22 protein-coding genes are annotated in these 26,644 nt (G+C 73.3%); 15 read left to right on the top strand and 7 right to left on the bottom strand.

The genetic code is table 11. The features are described 5' to 3' along the window. Window positions 1-21 precede the first annotated feature (21 nt). The 5 genes from leuS to holA all read left to right on the top strand — a co-directional run bounded on the left by leuS (window position 22) and on the right by holA (window position 7,823). Window positions 22-2,952: a leucine--tRNA ligase gene (leuS, locus tag ACFQTY_RS14880; RefSeq protein ID WP_378101931.1), complete on the top strand. Its 2,931-nt coding sequence runs from the start codon at window positions 22-24 to the stop codon at window positions 2,950-2,952. 65 nt (window positions 2,953-3,017) lie between these two features. Further along, window positions 3,018-3,974 carry a DegV family protein gene (locus tag ACFQTY_RS14885; protein ID WP_378101935.1) on the top strand — a complete coding sequence of 319 codons (957 nt, stop codon included), beginning with the start codon at window positions 3,018-3,020 and terminating at the stop codon, window positions 3,972-3,974. 463 nt (window positions 3,975-4,437) lie between these two features. Beyond that, window positions 4,438-5,133, top strand: coding sequence for a helix-hairpin-helix domain-containing protein (locus ACFQTY_RS14890; RefSeq protein ID WP_378101938.1), 696 nt, complete (start codon window positions 4,438-4,440; stop codon window positions 5,131-5,133). Then, window positions 5,130-6,761, top strand: coding sequence for a ComEC/Rec2 family competence protein (locus tag ACFQTY_RS14895; protein WP_378101941.1), 1,632 nt, complete (start codon window positions 5,130-5,132; stop codon window positions 6,759-6,761). Before ACFQTY_RS14890 ends, ACFQTY_RS14895 begins: the two co-directional genes overlap by 4 nt. A 51-nt stretch (window positions 6,762-6,812) precedes the next feature. Beyond that, a complete protein-coding gene (gene holA / locus ACFQTY_RS14900) occupies window positions 6,813-7,823 on the top strand; it encodes a DNA polymerase III subunit delta (RefSeq protein ID WP_378101945.1) in 1,011 nt (336 codons plus the stop codon). 20 nt (window positions 7,824-7,843) lie between these two features. Here holA and ACFQTY_RS14905 read toward each other — a convergent pair whose 3' ends face one another. Beyond that, entirely contained in the window at window positions 7,844-8,452 is a 609-nt protein-coding gene (locus tag ACFQTY_RS14905; protein WP_378101948.1) for an EAL domain-containing protein, read from the bottom strand. A 184-nt stretch (window positions 8,453-8,636) separates the two neighbouring features. Further along, the gene (locus ACFQTY_RS14910; RefSeq protein WP_378101951.1) at window positions 8,637-9,356 is read right to left on the bottom strand and encodes an EAL domain-containing protein; all 720 of its coding nucleotides are present in this window, start codon (window positions 9,354-9,356) and stop codon (window positions 8,637-8,639) included. A gap of 201 nt (window positions 9,357-9,557) precedes the next feature. On the opposite strand from ACFQTY_RS14910, the gene ACFQTY_RS14915 reads away from it, so the two are divergent. Then, on the top strand, window positions 9,558-9,686 hold the full coding sequence (locus tag ACFQTY_RS14915; protein WP_263730224.1) for a hypothetical protein: 129 nt from the start codon (window positions 9,558-9,560) through the stop codon (window positions 9,684-9,686). A gap of 104 nt (window positions 9,687-9,790) precedes the next feature. Beyond that, window positions 9,791-11,110, top strand: a complete 1,320-nt coding sequence (locus ACFQTY_RS14920) for a helix-turn-helix domain-containing protein (protein WP_378101954.1) — start codon at window positions 9,791-9,793, stop codon at window positions 11,108-11,110. Window positions 11,111-11,348: 238 nt separating this feature from the next. Here the strand turns inward: ACFQTY_RS14920 and rpsT are convergent, their stop codons facing one another. Beyond that, complete coding sequence (gene rpsT, locus ACFQTY_RS14925) at window positions 11,349-11,609, bottom strand: 30S ribosomal protein S20 (RefSeq protein WP_291762142.1); 261 nt, start codon at window positions 11,607-11,609, stop codon at window positions 11,349-11,351. A gap of 186 nt (window positions 11,610-11,795) precedes the next feature. Further along, a complete protein-coding gene (locus ACFQTY_RS14930; protein ID WP_378101957.1) occupies window positions 11,796-12,332 on the bottom strand; it encodes a type II toxin-antitoxin system PemK/MazF family toxin in 537 nt (178 codons plus the stop codon). A 79-nt stretch (window positions 12,333-12,411) separates the two neighbouring features. On the opposite strand from ACFQTY_RS14930, the gene ACFQTY_RS14935 reads away from it, so the two are divergent. The 5 genes from ACFQTY_RS14935 (at window position 12,412) to hemW (ending at window position 18,943) form a co-directional block, all read left to right on the top strand. Beyond that, window positions 12,412-13,989: a circularly permuted type 2 ATP-grasp protein gene (locus ACFQTY_RS14935; RefSeq protein WP_378101960.1), complete on the top strand. Its 1,578-nt coding sequence runs from the start codon at window positions 12,412-12,414 to the stop codon at window positions 13,987-13,989. Next, the gene (locus ACFQTY_RS14940) at window positions 13,983-14,912 is read left to right on the top strand and encodes an alpha-E domain-containing protein (RefSeq protein ID WP_378101962.1); all 930 of its coding nucleotides are present in this window, start codon (window positions 13,983-13,985) and stop codon (window positions 14,910-14,912) included. The genes ACFQTY_RS14935 and ACFQTY_RS14940 overlap by 7 nt, the downstream gene beginning before the upstream one ends. Beyond that, a complete protein-coding gene (locus ACFQTY_RS14945; RefSeq protein WP_378101964.1) occupies window positions 14,909-15,745 on the top strand; it encodes a transglutaminase N-terminal domain-containing protein in 837 nt (278 codons plus the stop codon). Before ACFQTY_RS14940 ends, ACFQTY_RS14945 begins: the two co-directional genes overlap by 4 nt. 79 nt (window positions 15,746-15,824) lie before the next feature. Then, entirely contained in the window at window positions 15,825-17,708 is a 1,884-nt protein-coding gene (gene lepA, locus ACFQTY_RS14950; protein ID WP_337975236.1) for a translation elongation factor 4, read from the top strand. Beyond that, complete coding sequence (gene hemW / locus ACFQTY_RS14955; protein WP_378101968.1) at window positions 17,705-18,943, top strand: radical SAM family heme chaperone HemW; 1,239 nt, start codon at window positions 17,705-17,707, stop codon at window positions 18,941-18,943. The genes lepA and hemW overlap by 4 nt, the downstream gene beginning before the upstream one ends. A 127-nt stretch (window positions 18,944-19,070) precedes the next feature. Here hemW and ACFQTY_RS14960 read toward each other — a convergent pair whose 3' ends face one another. Together ACFQTY_RS14960 and ACFQTY_RS14965 are read right to left on the bottom strand one after the other, a co-directional pair. Next, window positions 19,071-19,550, bottom strand: coding sequence for a DUF4870 domain-containing protein (locus tag ACFQTY_RS14960; RefSeq protein ID WP_337975238.1), 480 nt, complete (start codon window positions 19,548-19,550; stop codon window positions 19,071-19,073). Between the two features lie 134 nt (window positions 19,551-19,684). Next, window positions 19,685-20,542, bottom strand: a complete 858-nt coding sequence (locus tag ACFQTY_RS14965) for a DUF3097 domain-containing protein (RefSeq protein ID WP_378101972.1) — start codon at window positions 20,540-20,542, stop codon at window positions 19,685-19,687. A 124-nt stretch (window positions 20,543-20,666) separates the two neighbouring features. On the opposite strand from ACFQTY_RS14965, the gene hrcA reads away from it, so the two are divergent. Genes hrcA through ACFQTY_RS14980 form a run of 3 tightly spaced genes read left to right on the top strand, consistent with a single transcriptional unit; the run spans window position 20,667 to window position 23,633 of the window. Then, the gene (hrcA, locus tag ACFQTY_RS14970) at window positions 20,667-21,692 is read left to right on the top strand and encodes a heat-inducible transcriptional repressor HrcA (protein WP_378101975.1); all 1,026 of its coding nucleotides are present in this window, start codon (window positions 20,667-20,669) and stop codon (window positions 21,690-21,692) included. A 35-nt stretch (window positions 21,693-21,727) separates the two neighbouring features. Beyond that, entirely contained in the window at window positions 21,728-22,852 is a 1,125-nt protein-coding gene (dnaJ, locus tag ACFQTY_RS14975) for a molecular chaperone DnaJ (RefSeq protein WP_263730235.1), read from the top strand. Window positions 22,853-22,865: 13 nt separating this feature from the next. Further along, on the top strand, window positions 22,866-23,633 hold the full coding sequence (locus ACFQTY_RS14980; protein WP_378101979.1) for a 16S rRNA (uracil(1498)-N(3))-methyltransferase: 768 nt from the start codon (window positions 22,866-22,868) through the stop codon (window positions 23,631-23,633). A gap of 130 nt (window positions 23,634-23,763) precedes the next feature. Here the strand turns inward: ACFQTY_RS14980 and ppdK are convergent, their stop codons facing one another. After that, window positions 23,764-26,472 carry a pyruvate, phosphate dikinase gene (ppdK, locus tag ACFQTY_RS14985; RefSeq protein ID WP_337975242.1) on the bottom strand — a complete coding sequence of 903 codons (2,709 nt, stop codon included), beginning with the start codon at window positions 26,470-26,472 and terminating at the stop codon, window positions 23,764-23,766. Window positions 26,473-26,644: the final 172 nt, after the last annotated feature.

Genomic DNA, 26,644 nt, shown 5'->3' on the forward strand with positions numbered 1-26,644 from the left:
CCCGCCGGTAAACTCGCCCAGGTGACGTCGCAGGAGATCAGCGCCCCCCGACCGGCCGCGACCCCCGACGAGGTGCCCTACCGCTACACCCCGTCGCTCGCCGCGAAGATCGAGGCGCGCTGGCAGGACGAGTGGGACCGCCGGGGGACCTTCTTCACGCCGAACCCCACCGGTCACCTCACCGACGGCGCAGGCCGCCACGCCGAGCCCGGTCGGCGCCCGTTCTTCGTGATGGACATGTTCCCGTACCCGTCCGGGGCCGGTCTGCACGTCGGCCACCCGCTCGGGTACATCGCCACGGACGTCGTCGGCCGCTTCCGGCGGATGCAGGGCGACAACGTGCTGCACGCCCTGGGCTTCGACGCCTTCGGCCTGCCTGCGGAGCAGTACGCGGTGCAGACGGGCCAGCACCCCCGCGTCACCACCGAGGCGAACATCGCGATCATGCAGCGCCAGCTGCGGAGGCTGGGCCTGGCGCACGACCCGCGGCGGTCGTTCGCGACGATCGACCCCGAGTACATGCGCTGGACCCAGTGGATCTTCCTGGCGATCTACAACTCCTGGTACGACGAGTCGGCGCCCAACGCCGACGGCGGACTGGGTCGCGCCCGGCCCATCGCGGAGCTGGAGGCCGAGCTGGCGTCCGGCGCGCGGCCCGTGCCCGACGGCGTGCCCGGCGTCCCGGCCGGCGCCGCCTGGGCCGACCTCGACGAGCCGGCCCAGCGGCGGGTCGTGGACGCCCACCGTCTGGCCTACCTCTCGGAGACGCCCGTGAACTGGGCGCCGGGTCTGGGCACCGTGCTGGCCAACGAGGAGGTCACGGCCGACGGCCGCTCCGAGCGGGGCAACATGCCTGTGTTCCAGCGCAGCCTGCGGCAGTGGAACATGCGTATCACCGCCTACGCCGACCGACTGGCGGACGACCTGGACGCCATCGACTGGCCCGAGAAGGTCAAGTCGATGCAGCGGCACTGGATCGGACGGTCCACCGGCGCCCGCGTCCGGTTCGCCGTCGAGGGCGGTGCCGAGCTCGAGGTGTTCACCACCCGCCCGGACACCTTGTTCGGCGCCACGTTCATGGTGGTCGCGCCCGAGCACCCGCTGCTGGACGAGGTGCCGGTGCAGTGGCCGGACGGCACCCGGTCGGCCTGGACCGGGGGCTTCGACTCGCCCGCGGCTGCCGTGGCCGCGTACCGCGCCGAGACGGCGGGCCGCTCCGCGGTCGAGCGGCAGGCCGACGCCGGCCGCAAGACCGGGGTGTTCACCGGCCACCTCGCGATCAACCCCGTCGACGGCGCGCCGCTGCCCGTGTTCACCGCCGACTACGTGCTGATGGGCTACGGAACGGGCGCGATCATGGCCGTGCCCGGCGGCGACGAGCGCGACTACGCCTTCGCGCAGGCGTTCGAGCTGCCGGTCGTCTACACGGTGGCCGCGCCGGAGGGCACCCCGGACGGTGCGCGGACCGGTGATGGCGCGGTGATCAACTCGGCCAACGACTCGCTCGACCTGAACGGCATGGACGTCGTCACGGCCAAGGACCGCACGATCGCGTGGCTTCAGGAGCGTGGCCTCGGAGAGGGCACCACCACCTACCGCCTGCGCGACTGGCTGTTCAGCCGCCAGCGGTACTGGGGCGAGCCGTTCCCGATCGTGTACGACGAGCACGACCAGCCGGTCGCCCTGCCGACGTCGGCGCTGCCCGTCACCCTGCCGGAGGTGCCGGACTACGCCCCGCGCACCTTCGACCCGCACGATGCGGAGTCCTCCCCGGAGGCGCCGCTCGGCCGCAACGAGGACTGGGTCAACGTCACGCTCGACCTGGGCGACGGTCCCAAGCAGTACCGCCGCGACACCAACACCATGCCCAACTGGGCCGGTTCGTGCTGGTACTACCTGCGCTACCTCGACCCGGACTCGGACCAGGTGCTGGTGGACCCCGAGCTGGAGCGCTACTGGATGGGCCCCGGCCACGGGTCCCAGCCGGAGGGTTCCATCGGCGGCGTCGACCTGTACGTCGGCGGTGTGGAGCACGCCGTGCTCCACCTGCTGTACGCCCGGTTCTGGCACAAGGTGCTGCACGACCTGGGTCACGTCAGTGCCGGGGAGCCCTTCTACACGCTGTTCAACCAGGGCTACATCCAGGCGTACGCCTACACCGACGAGCGCGGCGTGCACGTGCCGGCGGCCGAGGTGGTCGAGGACCCCGCGGCCGGTACCGGCTACAGCTGGCAGGGCGAGGCCGTCAACCGCGAGTACGGGAAGATGGGCAAGTCCCTGAAGAACGTGGTGACGCCCGACGAGATGTACGCCGAGTACGGCGCGGACACGCTGCGCGTGTACGAGATGTCGATGGGTCCGCTGGACCTGTCGCGCCCGTGGGAGACCCGGGCGGTGGTGGGTGCGCAGCGCTTCCTGCAGCGGCTGTGGCGCAACGTGGTCGACGAGGGCACCGGCGCGACGGTGGTCAGCGACGACGAGCCGTCGGTGGAGACGCTGCGCGTGCTGCACCGCACCATCGCCGAGGTCGGCGACGACATGGCGGCGATGCGGGTCAACACCGCCATCGCCAAGCTGATCGTCCTGAACAACCACCTCACTACGCTGGACCGCGTCCCTCGGGCCGCCGTCGAGCCGCTCGTCCTGATGACGGCACCGGTGGCGCCACACATCGCCGAGGAGCTCTGGGACCGGCTCGGCCACGAGGAGTCGCTGACCTACGCACCGTTCCCCGTCGCCGACCCGGCCCACCTGGTCGAGGAGTCGGTGACCTGCGTCCTGCAGGTGGCGGGCAAGGTGCGCGGGCGCGTCGAGGTGGCGCCGTCGGTGTCCGACGACGAGCTGCGCGAGCTGGCGCTGGCCGATGCCGGTGTGCAGCGGGCGCTCGACGGCAGGGCCGTGCGCACCGTGGTGGTACGCGCGCCCAAGCTCGTCAACGTGGTGCCGGCCTGACGCTGCTCGGCCCCACCCCGATGTCACGCCTCGGCTCAGCACGGCTGCCGGCACACGTCGCCGTCGTGACGGACTCGACCGCGGCACTGCCCGCCGGCGCCGCCGAACGCTGGGGCGTGCGGGTGGTACCGCTTCAGGTCCTCGTCGACGGTGCGCCGCTCGTCGGTACGGACCTGGCCGCGGCGACGATCTCGGCCCTCCAGCGCGGGGCGCGCGTCACCACGTCCCAGCCGTCGGCGGCGACGTTCGCGGACGCGTACGCCGCGGCGGCGTCCGACGGGGCGACGGCGGTGGTGTCCGTCCACCTGTCCGGTGAGCTGTCCGGGACGGTGCAGGCGGCCCGGTCCGCCGCCGAGCGGGCACCGTTGCCGGTCCACGTCGTCGACTCCCGGACCGCCGCGATGGGGCTGGGGTTCGCGGCACTGGCGGCGGCGTGGGTGGCCGGTGGGACGCCGGTGGAGGGCGCCCGGGTCGACGGTCCGGCGGTCGAGGGCGCGCGTCGACCAGCCTCCCGGTGGCGCCTCCGGCGCAGCGGCGCCGCCGACACCCGTCCCGCCACCGACGTCGAGGCGGTCGCCCGGGCAGCGCGGACCGCCGCGGAGTCGTCCAGGGTGTGGTTCCTGGTCGACTCCCTGGAGCACCTGCGGCGTGGTGGTCGGCTCGGCGCGGCTGCGGCCGCCCTCGGGACCGTGCTCGGGCTGCGGCCGCTGCTCACCGTCGCGGACGGTCGGCTCGTCGTCGCGGAGAAGATCCGCACCCGTCGGGCAGCGGTCGAGCGGCTGGTCGCCGTGGCCACGGCGGCTGCGCTCGCTCGCCCCGGCGCGCGGGTCGCCGTGCACCACGCCGATCGCGCCGACGCCGCCCAGGACCTCGCACATCGGCTGACCGAGGCGACCCGCGGCTCCCTGCGGGAGATCGTCGTGAGCCCGGCCGGTGCCGTGCTGACGGCGCACGTGGGCCCGGGGCTGCTCGCGGTCGTCGTCTCGGACGGCGTTTCCGGTGAGGCGCCGGCCCGGCTCTGACCGAGCCATCCCCAGCCCGCGACGTCGTGCGGGCCATCGGACTCCGCTGCGACGCTCGTCGGGGCGCCCGGCTCTCGCGCCTAGCGTCCCCGGCGTGTTCCGTGCCGACGTCAGCGCCGCCCGCCGTCGGCTGGACCGACTGACCCGCCGGGCGGAGCCACACCCGCAGGCCGCGGATGCACCGCCCGTCGGACCACCCGTCGCGGACCGACCGCTGCTCGATCGACCACTGCTCGATCGACCGGTGGCCGAACGACCAGGGGCTGACGAGCCACCCGCCGCGTCCGTGTCGCGGCCGACTGTCCGCGGTGAGGGCCTCGTCGGTCCTCCGCCACCGGAGCCGGCAGCGCCGCTGGCTCGCACATCGTGCGTGCCCTCGGTGCTCGGACCCGATGCCGCCCCGTCGGGCGGTCCAGGTCGGGCAGGGCCGACCGCCGGGCTCGGAGGGTGGGTCCCGACCGCCGTGCGCGCAGCGGCGGTCGAGTACCGGGACTCGTACGGGGTCGCGACGGACCTCAGCGTCGCCGACGAGCCCCCGCAACGGGTGCGCTGGAGCGTGCCCTGGCGGCTGGCCGCCTCGGCGGCGACCGCGGTCGCGCTCGTGGTCGGCGCCACCCTGATCCGGGCGTCCGCCCTCGCACCGGGGGACCCGGTCGAGCTGCCCACGCCGGTGCCCGCCACCGCCGGCAGCTCGGCCACGGGATTCGCGACACCGGCGTCCCCGCTGTCGACGGACGCCGCTCAGCTCGTCATCCACGTCGTCGGAGCCGTGGCCCGGCCCGGCGTGGTACGGCTGCGGCCCGGAGCGCGGGTGCAGGACGCCATCGAGGCGGCCGGTGGTGCGGCCGACGACGCGAACCTCGCGGCGGTGAACCTGGCGCGGCCGGTGACCGATGGCGAGCAGCTCGTCGTACCGGGTCCCGGCCAGGCCGCCCCGCCGTCCGTCCCGCCGAGCCCGAGCAGCGCGGGAGGTCGCCTGGACCTCAACACGGCCACGCTCGCCGACCTCGACGCCCTCCCGGGTATCGGCCCGGTGCTCGCGCAGCGCATCCTCGACCGGCGTCTGCAGCATCGCTTCACCTCGGTCGACGAGCTCGGCGAGGTCAGCGGCATCGGCCCCACCCTGCTGGAGCGGCTCCGCCCGACGGTGCGCGTGTGAGTGCCCGTGAGACGCGTTCCGGCACCGCTCCACGGCACCGCCCCGGAGCAGCCCCGCGTGCCGGTGCGCGTGTCGACGCCCGTCAGGACGGTGCGCCCGCCGCCGGGACGCCCGAGGCACTGGAGGTGCTCGACCTGCGCCTGCTGCCGGTGGCCGTCGGGTGCTGGTCGGGTGCCGCGCTGGGAGTCGCCGGTGGTCCGACGGTCGCGCGGTGGATCGGGACCGCGGCCGTCGTGGTCGTGCTGGTCCTCGTCGTCGCGCCGCGGTGCCGGCGCCCTCGGCGGCCGGGGCACCGCGTCTCCGCCACCGTGGCACTCGCGGTCGTCGTGCTCGCGCTGGCGCTGCTCGACGCGTCCGCGCAGCGCGCACTCCGGACCGGCGGTCTGCTCGGCACCGCCCTCCGAGAGGGTGCGACCGCGACGGTCACCGGACGTGTCGTGGACCCCCCTGTGCCGATGGACGCCCGGTGGAGCGACGGCGAACCGGATCGTCGGTACACGGTCTCGGTGCGCTGGGTGGAGAGCCGTGGGCGACGGTCCGGCGCTGCTGCTTCCGTGGTGGTCGTCGCGCCGGGTGACGCGCCGCCCGGCAGCATCGTCCGCGTCACCGGACGGCTGACGCCGTCGGATGTCACGGACAGCACCGTGGCGACGCTCACCGCGAGGTCGGCGGCCCAGCTCGTGGCCCCGCCCGCCTGGCCGGACCGCGCCGCGGAGCGCGTGCGCGCGGCAACGCGTGGGATCGCCCAGCGGCTGCCGGCCGACGCGGGCGCCCTGCTCGTGGGCATGGCGCTAGGCGACGGCTCGCGTGTCCCGGACGACCTGTCGGAGGCGATGCGAACAGCCGGGCTGACCCATCTCATCGCCGTCTCGGGATCCCACTTCGCGCTCATCGGTGCGATCGCGGCGGCCGCGGCGGCGGCGTGCCGACTGCCCGTGACGCTCCGTGCAGGTGTCGTCCTGCTGACGGGGGCGGGCCTGCTCGTGCTCGTCGGGCCGCAGCCCAGCGTGCTTCGCGCCGCCGTCACCGGGGTGGTCGGCCTGCTCGGCCTCCTGTCCGGCCGACCTGCCCGAGCACCTGCAGCCCTCGCCACCACGGTCACGGCGCTGCTGCTGACCGACCCGTGGCTCGCGTTCCAGATCGGCTTCGCCCTCTCCGTGGTGGCGACGGCGGCGATCGTCGTCCTCGGCGGCGCATGGGTACGCATGTGGTCGCCTCGGCTCGGTCGTCCTCTCGCGGCTGCCGTGGCCGCTCCGCTCGCCGCGCAGCTGGCCTGCGCACCGGTCCTGCTCGTGCTGCGGCCCTCGGTCGGCACGTACGCGCTGCTCGCCAACCTCGCCGCAGCGCCGGCGGTCCCGCCTGCCACCGTGCTGGGCCTCCTGACCGCCGTGGTCGCCCCGTGGTCGCCGCACGGGGCCTTGGTGCTGGCACAGCTCGCCGGCGCCGCGTGCTGGTGGGTCGCAGCCGTCGCACGGGTCGCGGCGGCGGCGCCGGGTGCCCAGCTCGCGTGGGCCCCTGGCGCCGGTGGCATCGTCGCGATGGCCGGCGTGTCGGCTGCGGTCGGTGCCCTCGTCCTGTCGGCACGGCGGCGCCGGCACCGCAGAGCACCCCCGCGCGTCCGGGCCTGACCACCGTGACGGTGGCTGACTCCTGTCCGTGCTGTCTGGCAGGCTGGTGCTGTGCCCAGCGCCCGACGTCCGACGTCCCGAGCCGCGCAGAGCGGGATCGGCTGGCAGGACGCACCGGTCGCACCCGTGGTGCTCGTCTCCGGTGCCGAGGCGCTCCTCGCCGAACGTGCCGTGGACCGGATCGTCGAGCAGGTGCGGGCACGGATCCCCGACGTGGCGGTCGAGCGCCTCGATGCCGCGGAGTACACGCCCGGTGCCCTCGCCGTGCTCACCAGCCCCAGCCTGTTCTCCGACGACAAGGTGGTCGTCCTCGAGGGCCTCGAGCGAGCGTCGGACGAGCTGCTGTCGGACGCGGTCGCGTACGTCGGTGCTCCGCTCGACTCCGTCGTCGTGGTGCTCCGCCACGGGGGCGGTGCCCGGGGCAAGCGTCTCCTCGACACGTGCAGGGCTGCCGGCGTCCCCACCGTGGCCGCCGATCCCGTCAAGTCGGATGCCGACAAGGTGGCCTTCGCCGCCGCCGAGCTCCGGCGTGCCGGCCGCCGCGCCGACCCCGCGGCGCTCCGTGCGCTCGTGGACGCCGTCGGCGCGGACCTGCGCGAGCTGTCCGCCGCCTGCTCGCAGCTCGCCGCCGACACCACCGGGCTCATCGCTGCCGAGACCGTCGAGCGGTACCACGGGGGGCGTGTCGAGGCGACCGGCTTCCAGGTCGCCGACGCCGCGGTGGTCGGCGACGCCGGCCGCGCGGTGGCCCTGCTCCGGCACGCCCTGTCCACCGGCCTCGACCCCGTGCCTATCGTCGCCGCGCTCGCGGCCCGGCTCCGCATGCTGGCCAAGGTCGGTGCGGTGCGGAGCCGGGGCGCTGCCGCCGCGCGGGAGCTCGGCCTGGCTCCGTGGCAGGTCGACCGGGCCGCCGGTGAGCTGCGCCGCTGGACACCCGAGGGTCTGGCTGCCGCGATCAGCGCCGTCGCGCAGGCCGACGCCGAGGTGAAGGGCGAGAGCAGGGACGCCGAGTTCGCCGTCGAGCGTGCCGTCCTGCGGGTCGCGGGTGCCGTCCGCCGCTGACGGCGCGCGGCTCCCGTTCCTCAGCAGGCCTGCGTCGTCGCGGCGCCCAGGGCGTCACCCTGGAGGAACTCGAAACCGAGGTCGAGGGCGCGCACCAGCATCTCGACGTCGCACACGTGCTCGGCGACCAGCTGCGCACCGTAACGCCGTGCCTCTTCCAGAGCGTCGCCCGGCAGCCGCACGAGGTCGCGGCAGTCCACCTTGACGAAGTCGGCGTACGGCAGCATCGCCCGCTGGTCCGGCGACGCGGTGTAGTCGTCGACGGCGATGCGGTAGCCGCGGGCTCGCAGCCGCCGAAGCCCGAGCAGCACCCCGGCATGGGCCGGAACGGTCTCGACGACCTCGAGGACGAGCCGGCCTCGCGGTGCGGGCAGCGGTCGGTCGCGGACCAGGAACGAGCGCGTGACGTTGACGAAGGCCAGAGCCGACCCCGCGGCCACGCCGCCGTCGCCGAACATCGTGCGCAGCACCGAGGCGGACGCCTCGTCCTGCCGCGCCGCCGCCCAGCTGTCGACCCCGGCCGGCCGGCCGGAGATCGACCGGTACAGGTACTCGTGCCCGAGGAGTACTCCGTTCGTGGCCCAGATCGGCTGGAGAGCGACGGGAAGCCGCTGCGTGGGGACGCCCATCGGCGTGCTCCCGCCTCCACGCGTCCGGTGCACCTGTGCGGTCACATCGGATGAGAGCGGTGGTCGTCGGGATCGTGACGGCGCATCGCCCGTTCGGTCCAGTCGACCATGACGCGACACGGCTCCGCTGCGGGTCACCTGGAGACGCCGCAGGCACCCCAGGACGGTGCGGGGGACCGACGGCTCAGGGGACGACGGGCCGCGCGTCGGCCCGGTCGAGCACGCCCGCGCGCTCGAGCAGATTGCCCTGGAAGAGGTTCACGCCGAGCTCGCGCGCGTGCTGCAGCTGGTCCGGTCGTTCCACGTACTCGCCCACGACGAGCGCGCCGTACGACCGGGCGGCGCGGACGACGGGCCGGCCCTCCACGTCGAGGTCACGCACGTCGATCTTGACGAAGTCGACGAGCGGCAGCAGCTGACGTTCGCTCGGAACGTTGGTGAAGTTCGGGAGCGCGATCCGGAAACCCTGGGCGCGCAGCCGCCGGATCCCGCCGATGACGGCCGGGTCCACCGAGTCGCTCACCTCGATGACCAGCCGGTCCGGGCGGTGCGGCACCCGCAGCTCGCCGACCAGGTAGGCGCGTGGGCACCGGACGAACAGCAGCCGTCCCTGAGCGACGTCCTCCAGGTCGGCACGGCCGAACGTCGCGTCCAGGACGTGCGCGGTCGCCTCTTCGTGCTGCCGAGCGCTCCACGCGGAGGGGTTCTCCAGACGGTGCCCCGGTGACCGGAACGAGAGCTGGTAGGCGAAGGCCCGGCCGTGCTCGGTGAAGATGCCCTGCCGTGCGACGAGCACCGGCGCGCGTGCGACGTGCCGGTCCCACTCCAGTCGCAGCTGAGGCGGGATCGCCTCGTCCACCGCGGCGCCCAGCCAGGTCAGGCTGTCGTCGCTCTCGGGCGTCATGCGGTTCATGACACCACATGTGTGCCCCAGGCACGCAGTTCGGCGGGGGTGGATTTTGGGGCGAGGCGATGCGGCCTTTGTGACGGTCCGTCGTTCCCGTGCCGACACGCCCCGAAACGTACCGAGAAGTAGGGACATCGTGCGGTCCAGGTGTGATGATGGGAATGACCGCACGCACAACCCTCATGACAGGAGCCCGTCATGTCCCGCGCCGCCAAAACCCTCACCGCCGCCCTCGCCCTCGTCGCCCTGCTCGGCCTGAGCGCGCCCCAGGTCGCGCCCGGTTCGTCGACCGCCGGCGGCGCGATCGGCTGCTGCAAGACCTACTGAGCGTTCGTGCCGGCCGGGGCGGTTGTGACCCCATGCCGCCCCGGCCGGAATTGACCCGCTGTTGAAGGCGTCACCTACCGAGGTCACAGGTAGAGTGACTTGGTATGACGACCATCGCTGACCGTGTGCGGGAGGCGCGACTGGCTGCGGGCCTGTCCCAGACCGCCCTCGCCGGCAACGCGTTCTCGCCCAGCTACATCTCGCTCATCGAGTCCGGGCACCGGGAGCCGACAGATGCTGCGCTCACGGTCCTCGCCGAGCGCCTGGGCAGCACGCTCGAGTACCTCAAGCACGGAGAAGAGGGCCCCAACGAGGCCCGGATCCGCTTGGAGCTCAGCTACGCCAGGCTCGACGTCACCACGGGGGACACCGAGGCAGCGCGCCGTCGCCTCGAGGCGCTCGACCTCGCGGTCGTCACGCCCGCGCTGCGCGTCGAGGTGCTGTCGGAGCTCGCTCGCACCCACGAGCTGCTCGGTGACCTCGAGGCGGCCGTCGAGATCCTCGAGCCGCTCCACGCCGACGAGCGCGTCCGGGGGCACCACCTCGAGGCGGCCAAGCTCGCCAACGCCCTTGTCGTCTCCTACCTCGAGGGTGGCGACCTGCACCGAAGCGTGGAGGTCGGAGAGGCCGCGCTGGAGGACCTGGTCCAGCAGGACCTGGTCGGCACCGACGAGCACCTGCGGCTCGGGTCGACCGTCCTGTGGTCCTACGTCGAACGTGGTGACCTGCTCTTCGCCACCCATCGAGCCGCCGAGCTGATCCAGCTCGCTGAGTCGCTCGGCTCACCGCGCGGCCGCGGGTCGGTGTACTGGAACGCGGCGCTGGTCGCCGAGGAGCGGCGGGACTACGCGCTGGCCCAGCAGTACACGGAGCGGGCGCTCGCCCTGCTGTCCGAGGGCGAGCCGGACCGCGACCTCCCCAGGCTCCGGCTGAACTACGCCTGGCTGCTGCTGCGCTCGGACCCCCCGGAGCCGGCGGCGGCCCTGCAGCACATCCGTGGTGCGGCGCGCGACCTCGAGGTGCTCGGGTCCACCGTCGAGCTCGCGGCGATGGACGTCGAGACGGCGCGGGCGCACCTGCTGCTCGGAGATCCCGAGCTGGCGGAAGAGCAGGCCCGGCACGCGATCGAGCGCCTCGGCGCCGCACCTCGCCTCGAGTCCGCGGTGGCGCACCTCGCGCTGGGCGACGCGCTCCACGCCCTTGGTCGTACCGACGAAGCGGCCGGGGCCTACCAGTGGGCTGCCGACGTCCTCGGCATGATGTCCGCCTCCCGACAGTCTGCGGCTGCATGGCGGGACCTGGGGGACCGCTACCGGGCGCACGGCGATTCGGCTGCCGCCGCCCAGGCGTACGACCGCGCACTCGCGGAAGCGGGCTTCCGCAGCACCGTGCCGGTCGGCGGTTGGCAGGTCTGGGCGCGCTGAGGAGAGGTGCCGGCGGCCGGTCGCCAGGAGGGCGGTGACCGACCGGCGGCTTCACCCGCGGCTGCGGGCACCGGCTCGCAGCCGATGGCCGCCGGGCTCGGGCACGACGGCTCGGGCACGACTGAGGGCGTCACCCCGCGGGGTGACGCCCTCAGTCGTCGTGCGAAGCGGTGCCCTGCCGGGCTACCTCACGGAGCTGCGGCCGAACGGCTTGGCGGCGCGGTGCGCGCCGCCGCTGTCAGAGGCCGTTGACCGACTTCGCGAGGGCCGACTTCTTGTTGGCGGCCTGGTTGGCGTGGATGACGCCCTTGGAGACGGCCTTGTCGAGCTTGCGGGACGCGGTGACCAGCGCCTCGCCGGCCTTCGCCTTGTCGCCGCCGGCAACAGCCTCGCGGACGCGCCGGACGTAGGTCTTCAGCTCGGACTTCACGGCCTTGTTCCGCATCCGCGCCTTCTCGTTGGTGCGGATGCGCTTGATCTGAGACTTGATGTTTGCCACGTGTGGACTCTCTGGTGTTCGCCGAAGCGGTCTGACAGGTCGTGAGGGCGGTCCGGCTCCGGGACCGAGGCGGTGGGGACGCCCGTGCGGAGGAGCTGGACCAAGCAGCGCAGACGTGCCGTGCAGGTGGTCGGTGAGGTGGATCCCGCCGACGCAGGGCCGCCGGGCACGCGAGCGACCATGCTATCAGGCCGGGCGGTCGGCCATCGCGCGCGTGACCAGGTCGAACGTCGCACGCGGAAGCACGGCGCCCTCGCGACGCACCGCTGCCGGGTCGATCCGCAGCACGCGGTCGAGGCGTACCTCGCTCGGCCGGCGGCGTGGGTCCCAGGGCCCGGTGCCGAGGTCCAGCCACACCTGGCCGTGGCGGTCGGCACGCACGCCGCCGGCCTCGCCGGCAGGGACGTGGTCCTTGCTCGTCAGCATCAGTCCCAGCAGCCACGGTCCGTCTCGGCTCACGAGCAGGGTGGGCCGGTCCTTGCCCTGGCTCGGGTCCTCCTCGAAGGGCACCCAGGTCCAGACGATCTCGCCGGGGTCCGGTGCACCGTCGAGGTCAGGCGAGTAGACCGGGCGCACGGTCCCCTGGAAGTCGCGGAGCGCCCGGTGACGAGCGACCGACGCGGCCGACGCAGCGCCCGCGGCGGTGCGTGGGGCTGACGTCGGCACGGGACTCCCCGACGGTCGCCACCGGTCGAGGAGGGTGCGCCACCAGCTGCCGGCCATGGTGGGGAACGGTAGCGGTCGGTCGTCGCACGTAACACGGCGTAACGCGGCCGAGACATCGCACTCCTAGCCTCCCGGCATGGCGGACCTGTTCGACGGCTATCCCACCGGGAGGGCGTGGGACGAGATGCTCGGTCCCGACGGGACCGTGCTGACCGCGTACCAGCAGGTGCACGCGGCGGTCGCGCGGCTCACCGCCGACGAGCTGCGTGCCCGAGCCGACGGCCTCGCGCGGTCGTACCTCAAGCAGGGCGTCACCTTCGACTACGCCGGTGAGGAGCGGCCCTTCCCGGTGGACGTGGTGCCGCGCGTGCTGGCAGAGGACGAGTGGGACCACGTCGCCCCCGGGGTCGCCCAGCGCGTGCGCGCCCTCGAGGCGTTCCTGGCGGACGTGTACGGACCGCAGCGGGCCGTGGCGGACGGCGTCGTGCCGCGTTCGGTCATCGTGTCGTCGCACCACTTCTGCCGGGCGGCCCGAGGCATCGAACCGCCGAACGGGGTCCGGGTGCACGTGTCCGGCATCGACCTCGTTCGGGACGGGCACGGCGGATGGCGGGTGCTGGAGGACAACGTCCGCGTGCCCAGCGGCGTGAGCTACGTGCTGGCCAACCGACGGTCCATGGTGCAGACCTTCCCGGAGCTGTTCGCGACGCTGCGGATCCGCCCCGTCGCCGACTACCCGCGTCGGCTGCACGCCGCGCTGACCGCTGCTGCGCCTGCGGGCGTCGACGAGCCGACGGTCGTCGTCCTCACCCCGGGGGTGCACAACAGCGCGTACTTCGAGCACACGTTGCTCGCCCGGATGATGGGCGTCGAGCTCGTCGAGGGCAGGGACCTGTTCTGCGCGGGCGGTCGCGTCTGGATGCGCACCACGCAGGGCCGTCGTCGGGTGGACGTGATCTACCGGCGGGTGGACGACGACTTCCTCGACCCGGTGGTGTTCCGTTCGGACTCCGTGCTGGGCTGCCCCGGGCTGCTGGCGTGCGCGCGCAACGGGACGGTGACCCTGGCCAACGCCGTCGGCAACGGCGTGGCCGACGACAAGCTCGTCTACACGTTCGTCCCCGACCTGATCCGGTACTTCCTGAGTGAGGAGCCGATCCTGGCGAACGTCGACACGTGGCGGCTCGAGGAGCCGGGTGCGCTCGAGGAGGTGCTCGACCGGCTGGACGAGCTGGTGATCAAGCCGGTCGACGGGTCGGGCGGGAAGGGCATCGTCGTCGGACCCGCCGCGAGCGGCGCCGAGCTGGCCGCGTTGCGCGACCGGCTCCTGGCCGACCCTCGCGGGTGGATCGCCCAGCCGGTCGTCCAGCTGTCCACCGTCCCCACCCTCGTGGAGGAGGGGCTCCGGCCGCGGCACGTGGACCTGCGGCCGTTCGCCGTCAACGACGGCGAGCACGTCTCGGTGCTGCCAGGTGGGCTCACCCGCGTGGCGCTGCCCGAGGGCCAGCTGGTCGTCAACTCGTCCCAGGGCGGCGGCTCGAAGGACACGTGGGTGCTCGGTCGGATGGCACGCCGAGGTCCCGCCGCACCGCACACCCCGCCGCAGCCCGTCGCGAAGGATGCGTCGGTGCCGATCGACGCGGGTCCGGAGGACCTGCGCGGTCAGCAGATGCAGCAGCAGCAGGCCCGGACGACCGGCGGTGCACCGTGCTGAGCCGCATAGCCGAGGCGCTGTTCTGGATCGGCCGCTACGTCGAGCGTGCCGACGACACCGCCCGCCTGCTCGACGTGCACGTGCAGCTGCTCGCGGAGGACCCGTGGGCCGAGGAGGACCTGGCGTGCCGGTCGCTGCTCTCGGTGATGGACCGGCCGGTGCCGGCGCCCGACGTGGAGGTCGGCCGGGAGCAGGTGCTGGCCGTGCTGGCCTACGAGCGGTGGTCCGCCTCGTCCGTCACGGGCGCGGTCCTCGCCGCCCGGGAGAACGCACGGCGCGTGCGGGAGATCATCTCCACCGAGCTGTGGGAGTGCCTGAACGCGACGTGGAGCGTCCTGCCCGCCATGACGACGAGCACCGGTCCCCACGAGTTCTTCACCTGGGTGCGGGAGCGGTCCGCGATGGTGGCAGGCATCGTCGACTCGGCCCTGTCCCGCGACGAGACGTGGCAGTTCCTGGTGCTGGGGCGGTCGATCGAACGGGCGGACATGACGGCTCGGCTGCTGACCACCCGGGCGCTCGCCGGCTCGACGGGGCCGAGCTGGACCGCTCTGCTGCGGTCCTGCGGGGCGTACGAGGCGTTCCTCCGTACCTATCGCGGGGCGGCGTCCGACGAGCGGATGGCCGGGTTCCTGCTGCGGGACCGGCTGTTCCCGCGCTCCGTGGTGCACGCGCTCGAGCAGGCGGACGTCTGCCTCTCGGGTCTCGAGCCCGTCGTGGACCGGTCGACGGTCGAGGACGCCCGGCGGCACGTGGGCCAGGTGCGCGCAGCGCTGGAGTTCAGCAGCCTCGGCGACCTGGTGGACGACCTGCCCGGCCAGATGGCCCTCGTACAACGCGGCTGCTCGGCCGCGTCCGACGCCGTGCGGGCACGCTACTTCCCGACGCCGCTGGTCACCACGTGGGTGGGGGAGGCGCTGTGAGCCGCCTGCGCATCGTGCACACGACGACGTTCCGCTACCCCCAGCCGGTGGCCGTGTCGCACAACGAGGCCCGGATGACACCCGTGGACGAGCCGGGTCAGCGGGTGCTCTCGACGCGTCTGGACGTGCAGCCGAGCACCTGGTCGACGACCTTCCGGGACTACTGGGGGACGGCCGTGACCGCCTTCGAGGTGGTGACGCCGCACACCACCCTGAGCATCACCGCCGAGCACGTCGTCGAGGTGGGTGGGCGACCGGACGTCGTCCCGGTCGACTGGGACGTCGTCCGCTCCGGGCAGGTCCGCGACCGGTACGCCGAGCACCTCGCCGACCCGCCCAGCACGCAGGTCCCCGACGAGGTCGTCGCACTCGCCGTGTCCGCGGCCGCCGGTCTCGCGCCCGATGCCGCGGCCCGGGCCGTCTGCGCGGCCGTGCACGATGCGATGGAGTACGTCCCGGGCGTCACCACCGTGCACACGCCCGCGGCCGAGGCATGGGCCGCACGCACGGGCGTCTGCCAGGACCTGACCCACCTGGCGCTGGGCGCGCTGCACGCGATCGGGCTGCCGGCGCGGTACGTGTCCGGATATCTGCACCCCAAGGCCGACGGCCCGACGGGACAGCCGGTGACCGGGGAGTCGCACGCGTGGCTCGAGTGCTGGGTGGGGGACTGGCTCGCCCTGGACCCGACGAACCTGGGCGTCGTGGCGGACCAGCACGTGGTCCTGGCACGTGGTCGGTCGTACGAGGACGTGCCGCCCCTGCGCGGCATCTACGCCGGGCCGGCGGCGCAGGAGCTGAGCGTGCAGGTGCAGGTGACCCGCCAGGCCTGAGGTCGTCGTGTGAGGGCCTCGCACGGCATGGGACGATGAGGGGCCCCCCGCCCTCCCGTCGTCCGGAGCCCGACCGCCCGTGTCACCGATCCCGAGCACCGCCGCCGCGGCCCGCATCCGCCCCGCGGCGACCCCGCCGGAGCTGCTGCGCAACTTCTGCATCATCGCGCACATCGACCACGGCAAGTCCACGCTGGCCGACCGGATGCTGCAGCTGACCGGCGTGGTGGACGCGCGGGCGATGCGCGCGCAGTACCTCGACCGGATGGACATCGAGCGTGAGCGCGGCATCACCATCAAGTCGCAGGCCGTCCGGATGCCGTGGGAGAAGGACGGCACCCCGTACGCCCTGAACATGATCGACACGCCGGGGCACGTGGACTTCACGTACGAGGTGTCGCGGTCGCTGGCCGCCTGCGAGGGAGCGGTGCTGCTGGTCGACGCCGCCCAGGGCATCGAGGCGCAGACGCTCGCGAACCTGTACCTGGCGCTCGAGAACGACCTGGCGATCATCCCGGTGCTCAACAAGATCGACCTGCCGGCCGCGCAGCCCGAGAAGTACGCCGAGGAGCTCGCCCATCTGATCGGTGGCCAGCCCGAGGACTGCCTGCGCGTCTCCGGAAAGACCGGTGAGGGCGTGCGCGAGCTGCTCGACCGGATCGTCGAGCAGGTGCCGCACCCCGAGGGTGACGCCGCCGCTCCGGCGCGGGCGATGATCTTCGACTCCGTGTACGACACCTACCGCGGGGTCGTGACGTACGTCCGCGTCGTCGACGGGCACCTGGACCCGCGCGAGCGCATCGCGATGATGTCGACCCGAGCGACGCACGAGCTGCTGGAGATCGGCGTGATCTCCCCGGAGCCCGTTCCGACCAAGGGCCTCGGCGTCGGCGAGGTCGGCTACCTGATCACCGGCGTGAAGGACGTCCGCCAGTCCAAGGTGGGCGACACGGTGACCAACGCCGCGCGGCCGGCGAGCGAGTCGCTCGGCGAGTACCGCGACCCCAAGCCGATGGTGTTCTCCGGGCTGTACCCGCTCGACGGGACGGACTACCCGAACCTGCGCGACGCCCTCGACAAGCTGAAGCTGAACGACGCGGCCCTGCACTACGAGCCCGAGACCTCCGTCGCGCTCGGGTTCGGCTTCCGGGTCGGGTTCCTCGGGCTGCTGCACCTGGAGATCGTCCGGGAGCGGCTGGAGCGCGAGTTCGACCTCGAGCTGATCTCCACGGCACCGAACGTCGAGTACGACGTGACGATGGAGGACCGGACCGAGATCCGGGTGACCAACCCGAGCGAGTTCCCCGGCGGCAAGATCCGCGAGGTGCGCGAGCCGGTGGTGACGTCGACCGTGCTGGCCCCCAGCGAGTTCGTCGGCACGATCATGGAGCTGTGCCAGTCGCGACGTGGCGAGCTGCTCGGCATGGACTACCTCTCCGAGGACCGGGTCGAGCTGCGGTACCGCCTTCCCCTGGCGGAGATCGTCTTCGACTTCTTCGACGCGCTGAAGTCCCGGACTCGCGGGTACGCGAGCCTGGACTACGAGCCCGCCGGTGAGCAGGCGGCCGACCTGGTGAAGGTGGACATCCTGCTGCAGGGCGAGCAGGTGGACGCGTTCAGCGCGATCGTGCACAAGGACAAGGCGTACGCGTACGGCGTCGCGATGGCGTCCAAGCTGCGGGAGCTGATCCCTCGCCAGCAGTTCGAGGTGCCCATCCAGGCGGCGATCGGCTCCCGGGTGATCGCCCGCGAGACCATCCGCGCGATGCGCAAGGACGTGCTGGCCAAGTGCTACGGCGGTGACATCACCCGCAAGCGCAAGCTGCTGGAGAAGCAGAAGGAGGGCAAGAAGCGGATGAAGACGATCGGTCGGGTCGACGTGCCGCAGGAGGCCTTCATCGCGGCGTTGTCCTCCGAGGCGGCGCCGTCGACCGCCAAGGACAAGGACGCGAAGCGCAAGTGAGCCCGGCGCTGCCGGACGGCGACCCGGCACCCGAGGACGGCGCGCTACCGGCATCGGCCGCCGTCGGTGCGGAGAACCGCCGGTTCGGGGTGTACCTGCACGTGCCGTTCTGCACGGTGCGGTGCGGGTACTGCGACTTCAACACGTACACCTCCGCCGAGCTCGGCGGGGGTGCCAGCCAGGTGGCCTACGCCCGGACGGCGGTCGACGAGATCCGTCTGGCGGCACAGGTGCTCCACGACGCCGGCCTCCCGTCGCGGACCGCGTCGACCGTCTTCGTGGGCGGTGGCACGCCGACCGTCCTGCCCGTGGCCGACCTCGGGACGATGCTCGGCGCCGTCCGGGACGGCTGGGGCCTCGCCGAGGGCGCCGAGGTGACCACCGAGGCGAACCCTGACTCGGTGGACGCCCGGTCGCTCCTGGCGTTGGCGGAGGCCGGGTACACGCGGGTGTCCTTCGGGATGCAGTCCGCGGTGCCGCACGTGCTGGCCACCCTCGACCGGACGCACGACCCGAGGCGGATCCCGGAGGTGGTGCGCTGGGCGCGCGACGCCGGGTTCCGCGTGTCGCTCGACCTCATCTACGGCACGCCCGGGGAGTCGGTCGACGACTGGCGTCGGTCGCTCGACGCGGCACTCGCCACCGGTGTCGACCACGTGTCGGCGTACGCCCTGGTGGTGGAACCCGGCACCCGCATGGGGGCGCAGGTGCGTCGCGGTGAGCTGCCGATGCCCGACGAGGACGACCAGGCGACGAAGTACGAGCTGGCCGACTCCGCCTTCGAGGCCGCCGGGCTGCACTGGTACGAGGTGAGCAACTGGGCCCGCGGCCCGCAGGACGTCAGTCGGCACAACCTCGCCTACTGGCGCGGCGACGACTGGTGGGGCGTCGGGCCCGGCGCCCACTCCCACGTGGGCGGGGTCCGGTGGTGGAACGTCAAGCACCCGCGGGCGTACGCGGACCGGCTCGCTGCCGGACGCTCACCCGCGGCCGGCCGCGAGGTGCTGGACGAGGACACCCGCGCGATGGAGCGGGTCCTGCTGCGCGTGCGGCTCGCCGAGGGGCTGGCCGTGGACGAGCTCTCGACGACGGCACGCAAGCGCGTCGCCGAGCTGGTGGCCGACGGTCTGATCGACCCGGTGGCGGCGCTGGGAGGCGCGGGCGCGCGGCGCCTGGTGCTCACCCTGCGCGGGCGGCTCCTGGCCGATGCGGTGGTGCGCACGCTCGTCGCCTGACGGCCTGGCGCCGCTCGCGGCGGCCCGTCGACCGGGCACGAGGCGCTCCGGACGCGACGGAGGCCGGCACCCGCGGGCACCGGCCTCCGTGTGGTCCCGGCCGACCGCGACGGTCAGCCTGCACGGCTCACTTGATGATGCGCCAGTTGAACGGGTAGCGGTACAGCTCACCCTTGTTCGCGGCGACCGCGCCCATGATCCCGAAGATGATGGTCGCCAGCCACGCGAGGGCCAGGATCAGGCCGCCGATGAGGACCACCGTCAGGATGCCACCGACGATGTAGGCGATCAGGATCAGGATCTGGAAGTTGAGGGCCTCCTTCGCCTGGTCGTTCACGAATCCGCTGCGCTCGCGGAACACCAGCCAGACGACCAGCGGCGCGATGAAGCCGAGGACGATGCCGCCCACGTGCGCCAGGGTCGCCCAGAGCCGCTCGTCGCTCGGGCTGAGCGGCGCCGCGTAGACCGGCTGCCCGTAGACGGGCGGCGTCTGGCCGTAGCCAGGGGGCGGAGCCTGGTAGGCGGGGGGCGTCTGGGGCGGGGTGGGGGAGTCCGGCGGCGGGTAGGCCCCGGGATCCGGGGTGCCCTCGGGAGGGTTCGTGGTCATGGTTCCAGCTCTCTCATCGGGGGTCGCCAGCCGCGTCGGGCGCGGCCTTGCGCCGACAGTAGCGCCGCGCACTGCCGCGGTGGAGGTGCTGGCAGGGCGGTTTTCGACCAGTTCGTGGCCGTTGCGCGGACCGGTCAGGAGGTGACGAAGTCGATGAGCTCCTCGACGCGTCCCAGCAGGCTCGGCTCCAGGTCCGCGTACGACCGCACCGTCCGCAGGATGCGTTGCCAGGCGCGTGCGACGTCGGCCTGGTCGTCGGCCGGCCAGCCGAGCTCGCGCAGGATGCCGAGCTTCCACTCGGTCCCCCGCTCGATCGTCGGCCACCGGTCGAGACCCACGCGTTCCGGTCGGACCGCCTGCCACACGTCCACATAGGGGTGGCCGAGCACCAGCACGCTCCCGGGTGGACCGCACCGCCTCGCCTCGACGGCGATCCGCTCCTCCTTCGAACCGGCGACGAGGTGATCGACCAGCACCCCGACCCGACGGTCCGGACCTGGGGCGAAGCTCCGCAGGTGTTCCACCAGGTTGTCGACCCCGTCGAGCAGCTCGACCACCACGCCCTCGATGCGCAGGTCGTCGCCCCACACCTTCTCGACCAGCTCGGCGTCGTGCCGGCCCTCGACCCAGATCCGGCTGGCGCGGGCGACACGCGCGGGGGCGCCTGCGACGGCACGCGAGCCGGATGCCGTGCGCGCCGGTGCCGCCGGCGCTCGTCGGCCCACCGGTGCGGTGAGGACCACCGGTTCGCCGTCGACCCAGAAGCCGGGCCCCAGCCCGAAGGTGCGGGTGCGGCCGCGGCGGTTCTCCAGCACGACGACGTGCTGACCACCCGACTTCTCCACCCGGACCACCGCGCCGACCCAGCCCGTCTCGACGTCCTCGACCACGAGCCCCGGCTCCGCCGGGCACGGCCGGGCGCGGGGCGCGGCTCGGTGGGGGACGGCCTGGGTCCCGGCCAGCACGTCGCGGCCGTAGCGGTCCTCGGTCACCCGGGCACTGTAGGGGCACGAGGACGGCGCCTCCGTCACCCTCCCGCGACGTTGCGTAGAATTGGCACTCGACTGCGTGGAGTGCTATCCGCAGCGATCCGGCTGTGACGGGCGGGAGGGACGCATGAGCAGCGAAGACCGACGCCTCGACGTCCTGCGCGCGATCATCGAGGACTACGTGGCGACCCGTGAGCCGGTCGGTTCGCGGGCCCTGTCGGAGCGGCACCAGCTCGGGGTGTCGCCCGCGACGATCCGCAACGACATGGCCGCCCTCGAGGAGGCCGGCCTGATCGTCCAGCCGCACACCTCGGCCGGTCGGGTCCCCACCGACATGGGCTACCGGCAGTTCGTCGACCGGCTGGCCGAGGTCAAGCCGCTCTCCCTGCCCGAACGGCGGGCGATCAGCGCTCTGCTGGAGCAGGCGGTCGACCTCGACGACGTCATCGACCGAGCCGTGCGGCTGCTCGCCCAGCTGACCCAGCAGGTCGCGGTGGTGCAGTACCCGTCGCTGCGGCGCTCGTCGCTGCGGCACGTGGAGCTGGTCCCCGTCGGCGCCCGTCACCTGCTCGTCGTCATCATCACGACCACCGGCCGGGTGGAGCAGCGGACGCTGGAGCTCGCGGAGGACCTCGACGAGGCGCTGGTGGCTCGCCTGCGGGTGCGGCTCAACGTCGCCCTGTCCGGGCTGCGGCTCGCCGAGCTCTCCAAGGCGCTGGAGAACCTCGTCACCGAGCTGAGCCCCGCCGGCGCAGCACTGGTGCGCGTCGTCGTCGCAGCCGTGTCCGAGACGCTCGCGCAGGAGAGCGAGGAGCGGGTGGTCGTCGCCGGTACCGCCAACCTCGCCAGGACGGCCGGAGCCGACTTCAGCCGCACCATCGGTCCGGTGCTCGAGGCGCTGGAGGAGCAGGTGGTGCTGCTGCGCCTGCTCGCCGAGATGGCGGAGGACCACACGGCCGTCGCCGTCCGGATCGGGCGCGAGACGCAGCACGCAGGCCTCGCCGAGACGAGCTTCGTCACCAGCGGCTACGGCGGAGAGGGGTCCGGCGTGGCCCGCGTGGGCGCCGTCGGACCCCTCCGCATGGACTACCCGGGCACGATGGCCGCCGTGCGTGCGGTCGCCCGGTACCTCACCAGGATCCTGGCCGGCTGACCGGCCGACCTCGAAGGAAGCGAGCACACCTGCTTGTGACGGACTACTACGAGATCCTCGGCGTGCCGCGGGACGCGACCCCCGAGCAGATCAAGAAGGCCTACCGGCGCCTGGCCCGCGAGCTGCACCCCGACGTCGCGGGCAACGACCCGGCGTCCGAGGAGCGCTTCAAGGACGTCTCGCGCGCCTACGACGTGCTCGGCAACCCGGACAAGCGCCGCGCGTACGACCTGGGCGGCGACCCGAGCGCTGCGGGCGGCATGGGTGGCGGCTTCGGCTTCCAGGACATCTTCGAGACGTTCTTCGGCGCGGCGACCGGGGCGACGGCGCAGCGAGGGCCGATCCCGCGCGCACGACGCGGTCAGGACGCGCTGGTCCGGCTGGACATCGACCTCTCGGAGGCGACCTTCGGGTCGCACCGCGAGGTGCAGGTGGACACCGCCGTCGTCTGCCCGACGTGTCAGGGCAGCTGCTGCCGGCCGGGCACCTCGCCGCGCACGTGCGAGGTGTGCGGCGGCCGGGGTTCCGTCCAGCGCGTCGCCCGGTCGTTCCTCGGCCAGGTGATGACGACGCAGCCCTGCGCCGCCTGCCAGGGCTTCGGCACCGTGATCCCCGAGCCGTGCACCGAGTGCGCCGGTGAGGGTCGCGTGCGTTCCCGTCGCACCATCTCCGTGGACGTGCCCGCCGGCGTGGACACCGGGACGCGGATCAAGCTCACGGCGCAGGGCGAGGTCGGTCCGGCCGGGGGTCCCGCCGGCGACCTGTACCTCGAGGTGCGTGAACGCCGGCACGACGTGTTCGTCCGCCGCGGCGACGACCTCCACGCGACGCTCCCCGTACCGATGACGGCCGCGGCGCTCGGCACGGTGCTGACGCTGGACACGCTCGACGGGCCGCAGGAGGTCGATCTGCGACCGGGCACCCAGCCCGACCAGGAGGTCGTGCTCAAGGGCCTGGGCGTCGGGCACCTGCACACCGGTGGCCGGGGTGACCTCCACGTGCACGTGGACGTCCAGGTGCCGGTGGCGCTGGACGACGAGCAGGCGGAGCTGCTGCGACGGCTTGCGGCGCTGCGCGGCGAGGAGCGCCCCGACGCCCGGCTCGCGACCGCCAGCACGGGGATGTTCGCGCGGCTGCGCGACAAGCTCGCCGGACGATGAGCCGCGACCGGCGATGAGTGCGCCCGTCTTCCTGACCGAACCGGGGGACCTCCGCGGCGTGGTGGCCGGCGGGACGTACCTGCTGGACGGCGCCGAGGGGCGGCATGCCGGCGTGGTGCAGCGGCGCGGCCCCGGTGAACGGGTCGACGTGGTGGACGGCAGCGGTGTCCGGCTCGTCGGCGTCGTCGACTCGACCGGCCCGGACGGCGTGCGGCTGCGGGTCCTGGCCCGCAACGAGGAGCCGCCCGACCGGCCGGCCCTGGTCCTGGCCCAGGCGTTGGCCAAGGGCGACCGCGACGAGCTGGCGATCGAGGCGGCCACCGAGGTCGGGGTCGACGCGGTGCTGCCGTGGCAGGCGGCGCGGTCGATCGTGGTCTGGCGTGGGGACCGGGCGGCGAAGAGCCGGGCGCGCTGGCTCGCCACGGTGCGGGCGGCCACGAAGCAGGCGCGCCGTTCCCGCGTGCCGGCGGTGGAGCTCGCCGTGGACACGGCCGGGCTCGCCCGACGGGTCGCCGACGTGGTGGCCGCGGGGGGAACGGCACTCGTGCTTCACGAGGAGGCCACCGTGCCGCTGCGGACCGCCGCCCTGCCGGTCGACGGCTCGGACGTCGAGGTCCTGGTGGTCGTCGGCCCCGAGGGCGGGATCTCCCCGGACGAGCTGGACCGTCTGGTGGAGGCGGGAGCGGTGCCCGTGCGTCTGGGACCGTGGGTGCTGCGCACGTCGACGGCGGGCCCCGTGGCGGTCGCGCTGCTGGCCGAACGTCTCGGGCGCTGGAGCTGATCAGGGCTGACGGCGGCGGCGCCTGGAGCGTGGGCCTGCTGCCGCGCGGGTGCGAGTGCGCTCGTCGTCGGATCCTCCGACGAGCCCGCGGGGGGCCGGGCCCAGCCCTGGCCCGACCCCCCGCGGGGACTCAGCGGGCGTCGCTCGTGCTGCTGTCGATCGCCGCGCGACCGGCCTCGAGCCGGGCCACCGGCACCCGGAACGGGGAGCAGGACACGTAGTCGAGCCCGACGGAGTCGAAGAACCGGATCGACTCCGGGTCGCCGCCGTGCTCGCCGCACACGCCGAGGTGCAGGTCCGGCCGCGTCGCGCGGCCCTCCTCCACTGCGATCTTCACGAGGCGGCCGACGCCCTGGGCGTCGATCGTCTCGAACGGGGACACCGACAGCACGCCGTTCGCGGTGTACTGCGCGAAGAAGGCGCCCTCGACGTCGTCGCGGGAGAAGCCCCAGGTCGTCTGCGTCAGGTCGTTCGTGCCGAAGGAGAAGAACGCTGCCTCCTCCGCGATGCGTCCGGCCGTCAGCGCCGCGCGGGGCAGCTCGATCATGCAGCCGATCGGCAGGTCGAGCGTGATGCCGTGCTTGGCGCCGACCTCGGCCATGATCTCGATCGCCGAGTCGCGGACCAGGTGCAGCTCCTGCACCGAGCCGATGAGCGGCACCATGATCTCGGCCTTGGGGTGACCGCCGGCGGCGATGCGTGCGGCCTGAGCCTCGCAGATCGCACGGATCTGCAGCTCGAACAGGCCGGGGATCACCAGACCGAGCCGGACGCCGCGCAGGCCGAGCATCGGGTTCGCCTCGTGCATCCGCTCGACCGCCGCGAGCAGCTCGACGTCGTGCTGGTCGACCTCGCCGCGCTCCTTGGCGAGCGCCACCTTGACGGACAGGGCCGTCAGGTCGGGGAGGAACTCGTGCAGCGGCGGGTCGATGAGCCGGATCGTCGTCGGCAGGCCGTCCATCGCCTCGAAGATCTCGATGAAGTCCTGCGTCTGCACGGGGAGCAGCGCGTCGAGAGCCGCCTGGCGCTCGTCGTCCGTCCGGGCCAGCACCACGTGCTCGACGAGCACCCGGCGCTCGCCGAGGAACATGTGCTCGGTACGGCACAGCCCGATGCCCTGCGCACCGAGGCTGCGGGCACGGCGGGCGTCCTCCGGGGTGTCGGCGTTGGCACGCACCCCGAGCCGGCGGGCGGCGTCGGCGTGCGTGATGATCCGGTCGACGGCGCGTACCAGCTCGGAGGTGTCCTCGTCGGCCGCCTGCTCGAGCGCGGCGTCGAGGCCCTCCTCGAGGTACGTGCTGACGGGGGACGGTACGACCGGCACGTCGCCGAGGAACACCTCGCCGGTGGTGCCGTCGATGGCGATGACGTCGCCCTCCTTCACGACCGTCGCGCCGCAGGTGAACTGGCGAGCGACCGGGTCGACGACCAGCGCCTCGGCACCGACGACCGCCGTGCGACCCATGCCGCGCGCCACGACCGCCGCGTGCGACGTCTTGCCGCCGCGCGCCGTCAGGATGCCGACCGAGGCGATCATGCCGCCGAGGTCGTCGGGGTTGGTCTCGCGGCGGACCAGGACGACGTCCTTGCCCTTCGCAGCCCACTCGACGGCCGTCGCGGAGTCGAAGACGGCCTCACCGACGGCCGCGCCAGGGGAGGCCGCCATCGCCTTGGTCAGCAGGGTGGTGGACGAGCCCGGCGCGAACTGCGGGAACAGGAGCTGGGTCAGCTGGGCGCCGGTCACGCGGGCCAGGGCCTCGTCCATCGTGATCAGGTGCTCGTCCACCAGCTGCGAGGCGATCCGGAACGCGGCGGGTGCGGTCCGCTTGCCGACGCGCGTCTGCAGCATCCACAGCTTGCCGTGCTCGATGGTGAACTCGATGTCGCACAGGTCGCGGTAGTGCGTCTCGAGCTGGCGCATCACGCGCTTGAGCTCGTTGTGCGCCTCCGGGTCGATCCGCTCGAGGTCCGCCAGGGACATCGTGTTGCGGATGCCCGCCACCACGTCCTCGCCCTGGGCGTTGGCCAGGTAGTCGCCGTAGTCACCGGTCTCGCCCGTGGACGGGTTGCGGGTGAACGCCACGCCGGTGCCCGAGTCCGGGCCGAGGTTGCCGAACACCATCGCGACGACGTTGACGGCGGTGCCGAGGTCGTCGGAGATGCGCTCCTTGCGCCGGTACAGCCGGGCGCGCTCGGTGCCCCACGAGCCGAACACCGCGACGATGGCCAGGTCGAGCTGCTCGCGGGGGTGCTGCGGGAACTCCCGGCCGGTCTCGTCGATCACGATCTGCTTGAACGTGCCGACCAGCTCGCGCAGGTCGTCGGCCGTCAGGTCGACGTCGTTGGAGACGCCGCGGGTCGCCTTGGCCTTGTCGAGCGCGTCGGCGAACTTGTCGCCCTCGATGCCGAGCACCGTGCGGCCGAACATCTGGATCAGCCGGCGGTAGGAGTCCCAGGCGAACCGCTCGTTGTGGGCGAACTCGGCGAGTCCGCGCACGGAGGCGTCGTTCAGGCCGACGTTGAGGACCGTCTCCATCATGCCGGGCATCGAGAACTTGGCGCCGGAGCGGACGGAGACCAGGAGCGGCTCGTGCACGTCGCCGAGGGTGCGGCCCATCGTGTCCTCGAGGTGCCGGAGCGCCTGCGTCACCTCGACCCGCAGCTCGGGAGGGACGTCCCCGGACTTCATGTAGGCCCGGCAGGCCTCGGTGGTGATGGTGAAGCCGGGCGGTACCGGGAGGCCGAGCCGGGTCATCTCGGCAAGGTTCGCGCCCTTGCCCCCCAGCAGGTCCTTCTGGTCCTTGTCGCCTTCGGTGAAGTCCTTGACGTACCTGGCCACGGTGGCACCTCCGCGTGCGCCGCCGGGCTCCGTTGCCCGGCGTCCTCGCCCGTCAGTGTCGTCCTCGCTGTTGGCGAACGACAGGACCATCGGCCCACCGCTGAGCAGGGCTGCACGGGGGTTGCCAGGTAGGATCGCCTTGCCTGCCGGACCGACCGAAGGAGCGCACGGC

The sequence above is a fragment of the Cellulomonas sp. T2.31MG-18 genome, assembly GCF_964266755.1.
In the GTDB taxonomy this organism is placed as follows: domain Bacteria; phylum Actinomycetota; class Actinomycetes; order Actinomycetales; family Cellulomonadaceae; genus Cellulomonas.

What these genes read in the sequence shown, in the direction of transcription:
- ACFQTY_RS14905 (WP_378101948.1), bottom strand. Translation starts at nt 8,452, where the DNA reads ATGGGCGTCCCCACGCAGCGGCTTCCCGTCGCTCTCCAGCCGATCTGG.
- ACFQTY_RS14910 (WP_378101951.1), bottom strand. Translation starts at nt 9,356, where the DNA reads ATGACGCCCGAGAGCGACGACAGCCTGACCTGGCTGGGCGCCGCGGTG.
- ACFQTY_RS14915 (WP_263730224.1), top strand. Translation starts at nt 9,558, where the DNA reads ATGTCCCGCGCCGCCAAAACCCTCACCGCCGCCCTCGCCCTCGTCGCC.
- ACFQTY_RS14920 (WP_378101954.1), top strand. Translation starts at nt 9,791, where the DNA reads ATGACGACCATCGCTGACCGTGTGCGGGAGGCGCGACTGGCTGCGGGC.
- ACFQTY_RS14930 (WP_378101957.1), bottom strand. Translation starts at nt 12,332, where the DNA reads ATGGCCGGCAGCTGGTGGCGCACCCTCCTCGACCGGTGGCGACCGTCG.
- ACFQTY_RS14935 (WP_378101960.1), top strand. Translation starts at nt 12,412, where the DNA reads ATGGCGGACCTGTTCGACGGCTATCCCACCGGGAGGGCGTGGGACGAG.
- ACFQTY_RS14960 (WP_337975238.1), bottom strand. Translation starts at nt 19,550, where the DNA reads ATGACCACGAACCCTCCCGAGGGCACCCCGGATCCCGGGGCCTACCCG.
- hrcA (WP_378101975.1), top strand. Translation starts at nt 20,667, where the DNA reads ATGAGCAGCGAAGACCGACGCCTCGACGTCCTGCGCGCGATCATCGAG.
- ACFQTY_RS14980 (WP_378101979.1), top strand. Translation starts at nt 22,866, where the DNA reads ATGAGTGCGCCCGTCTTCCTGACCGAACCGGGGGACCTCCGCGGCGTG.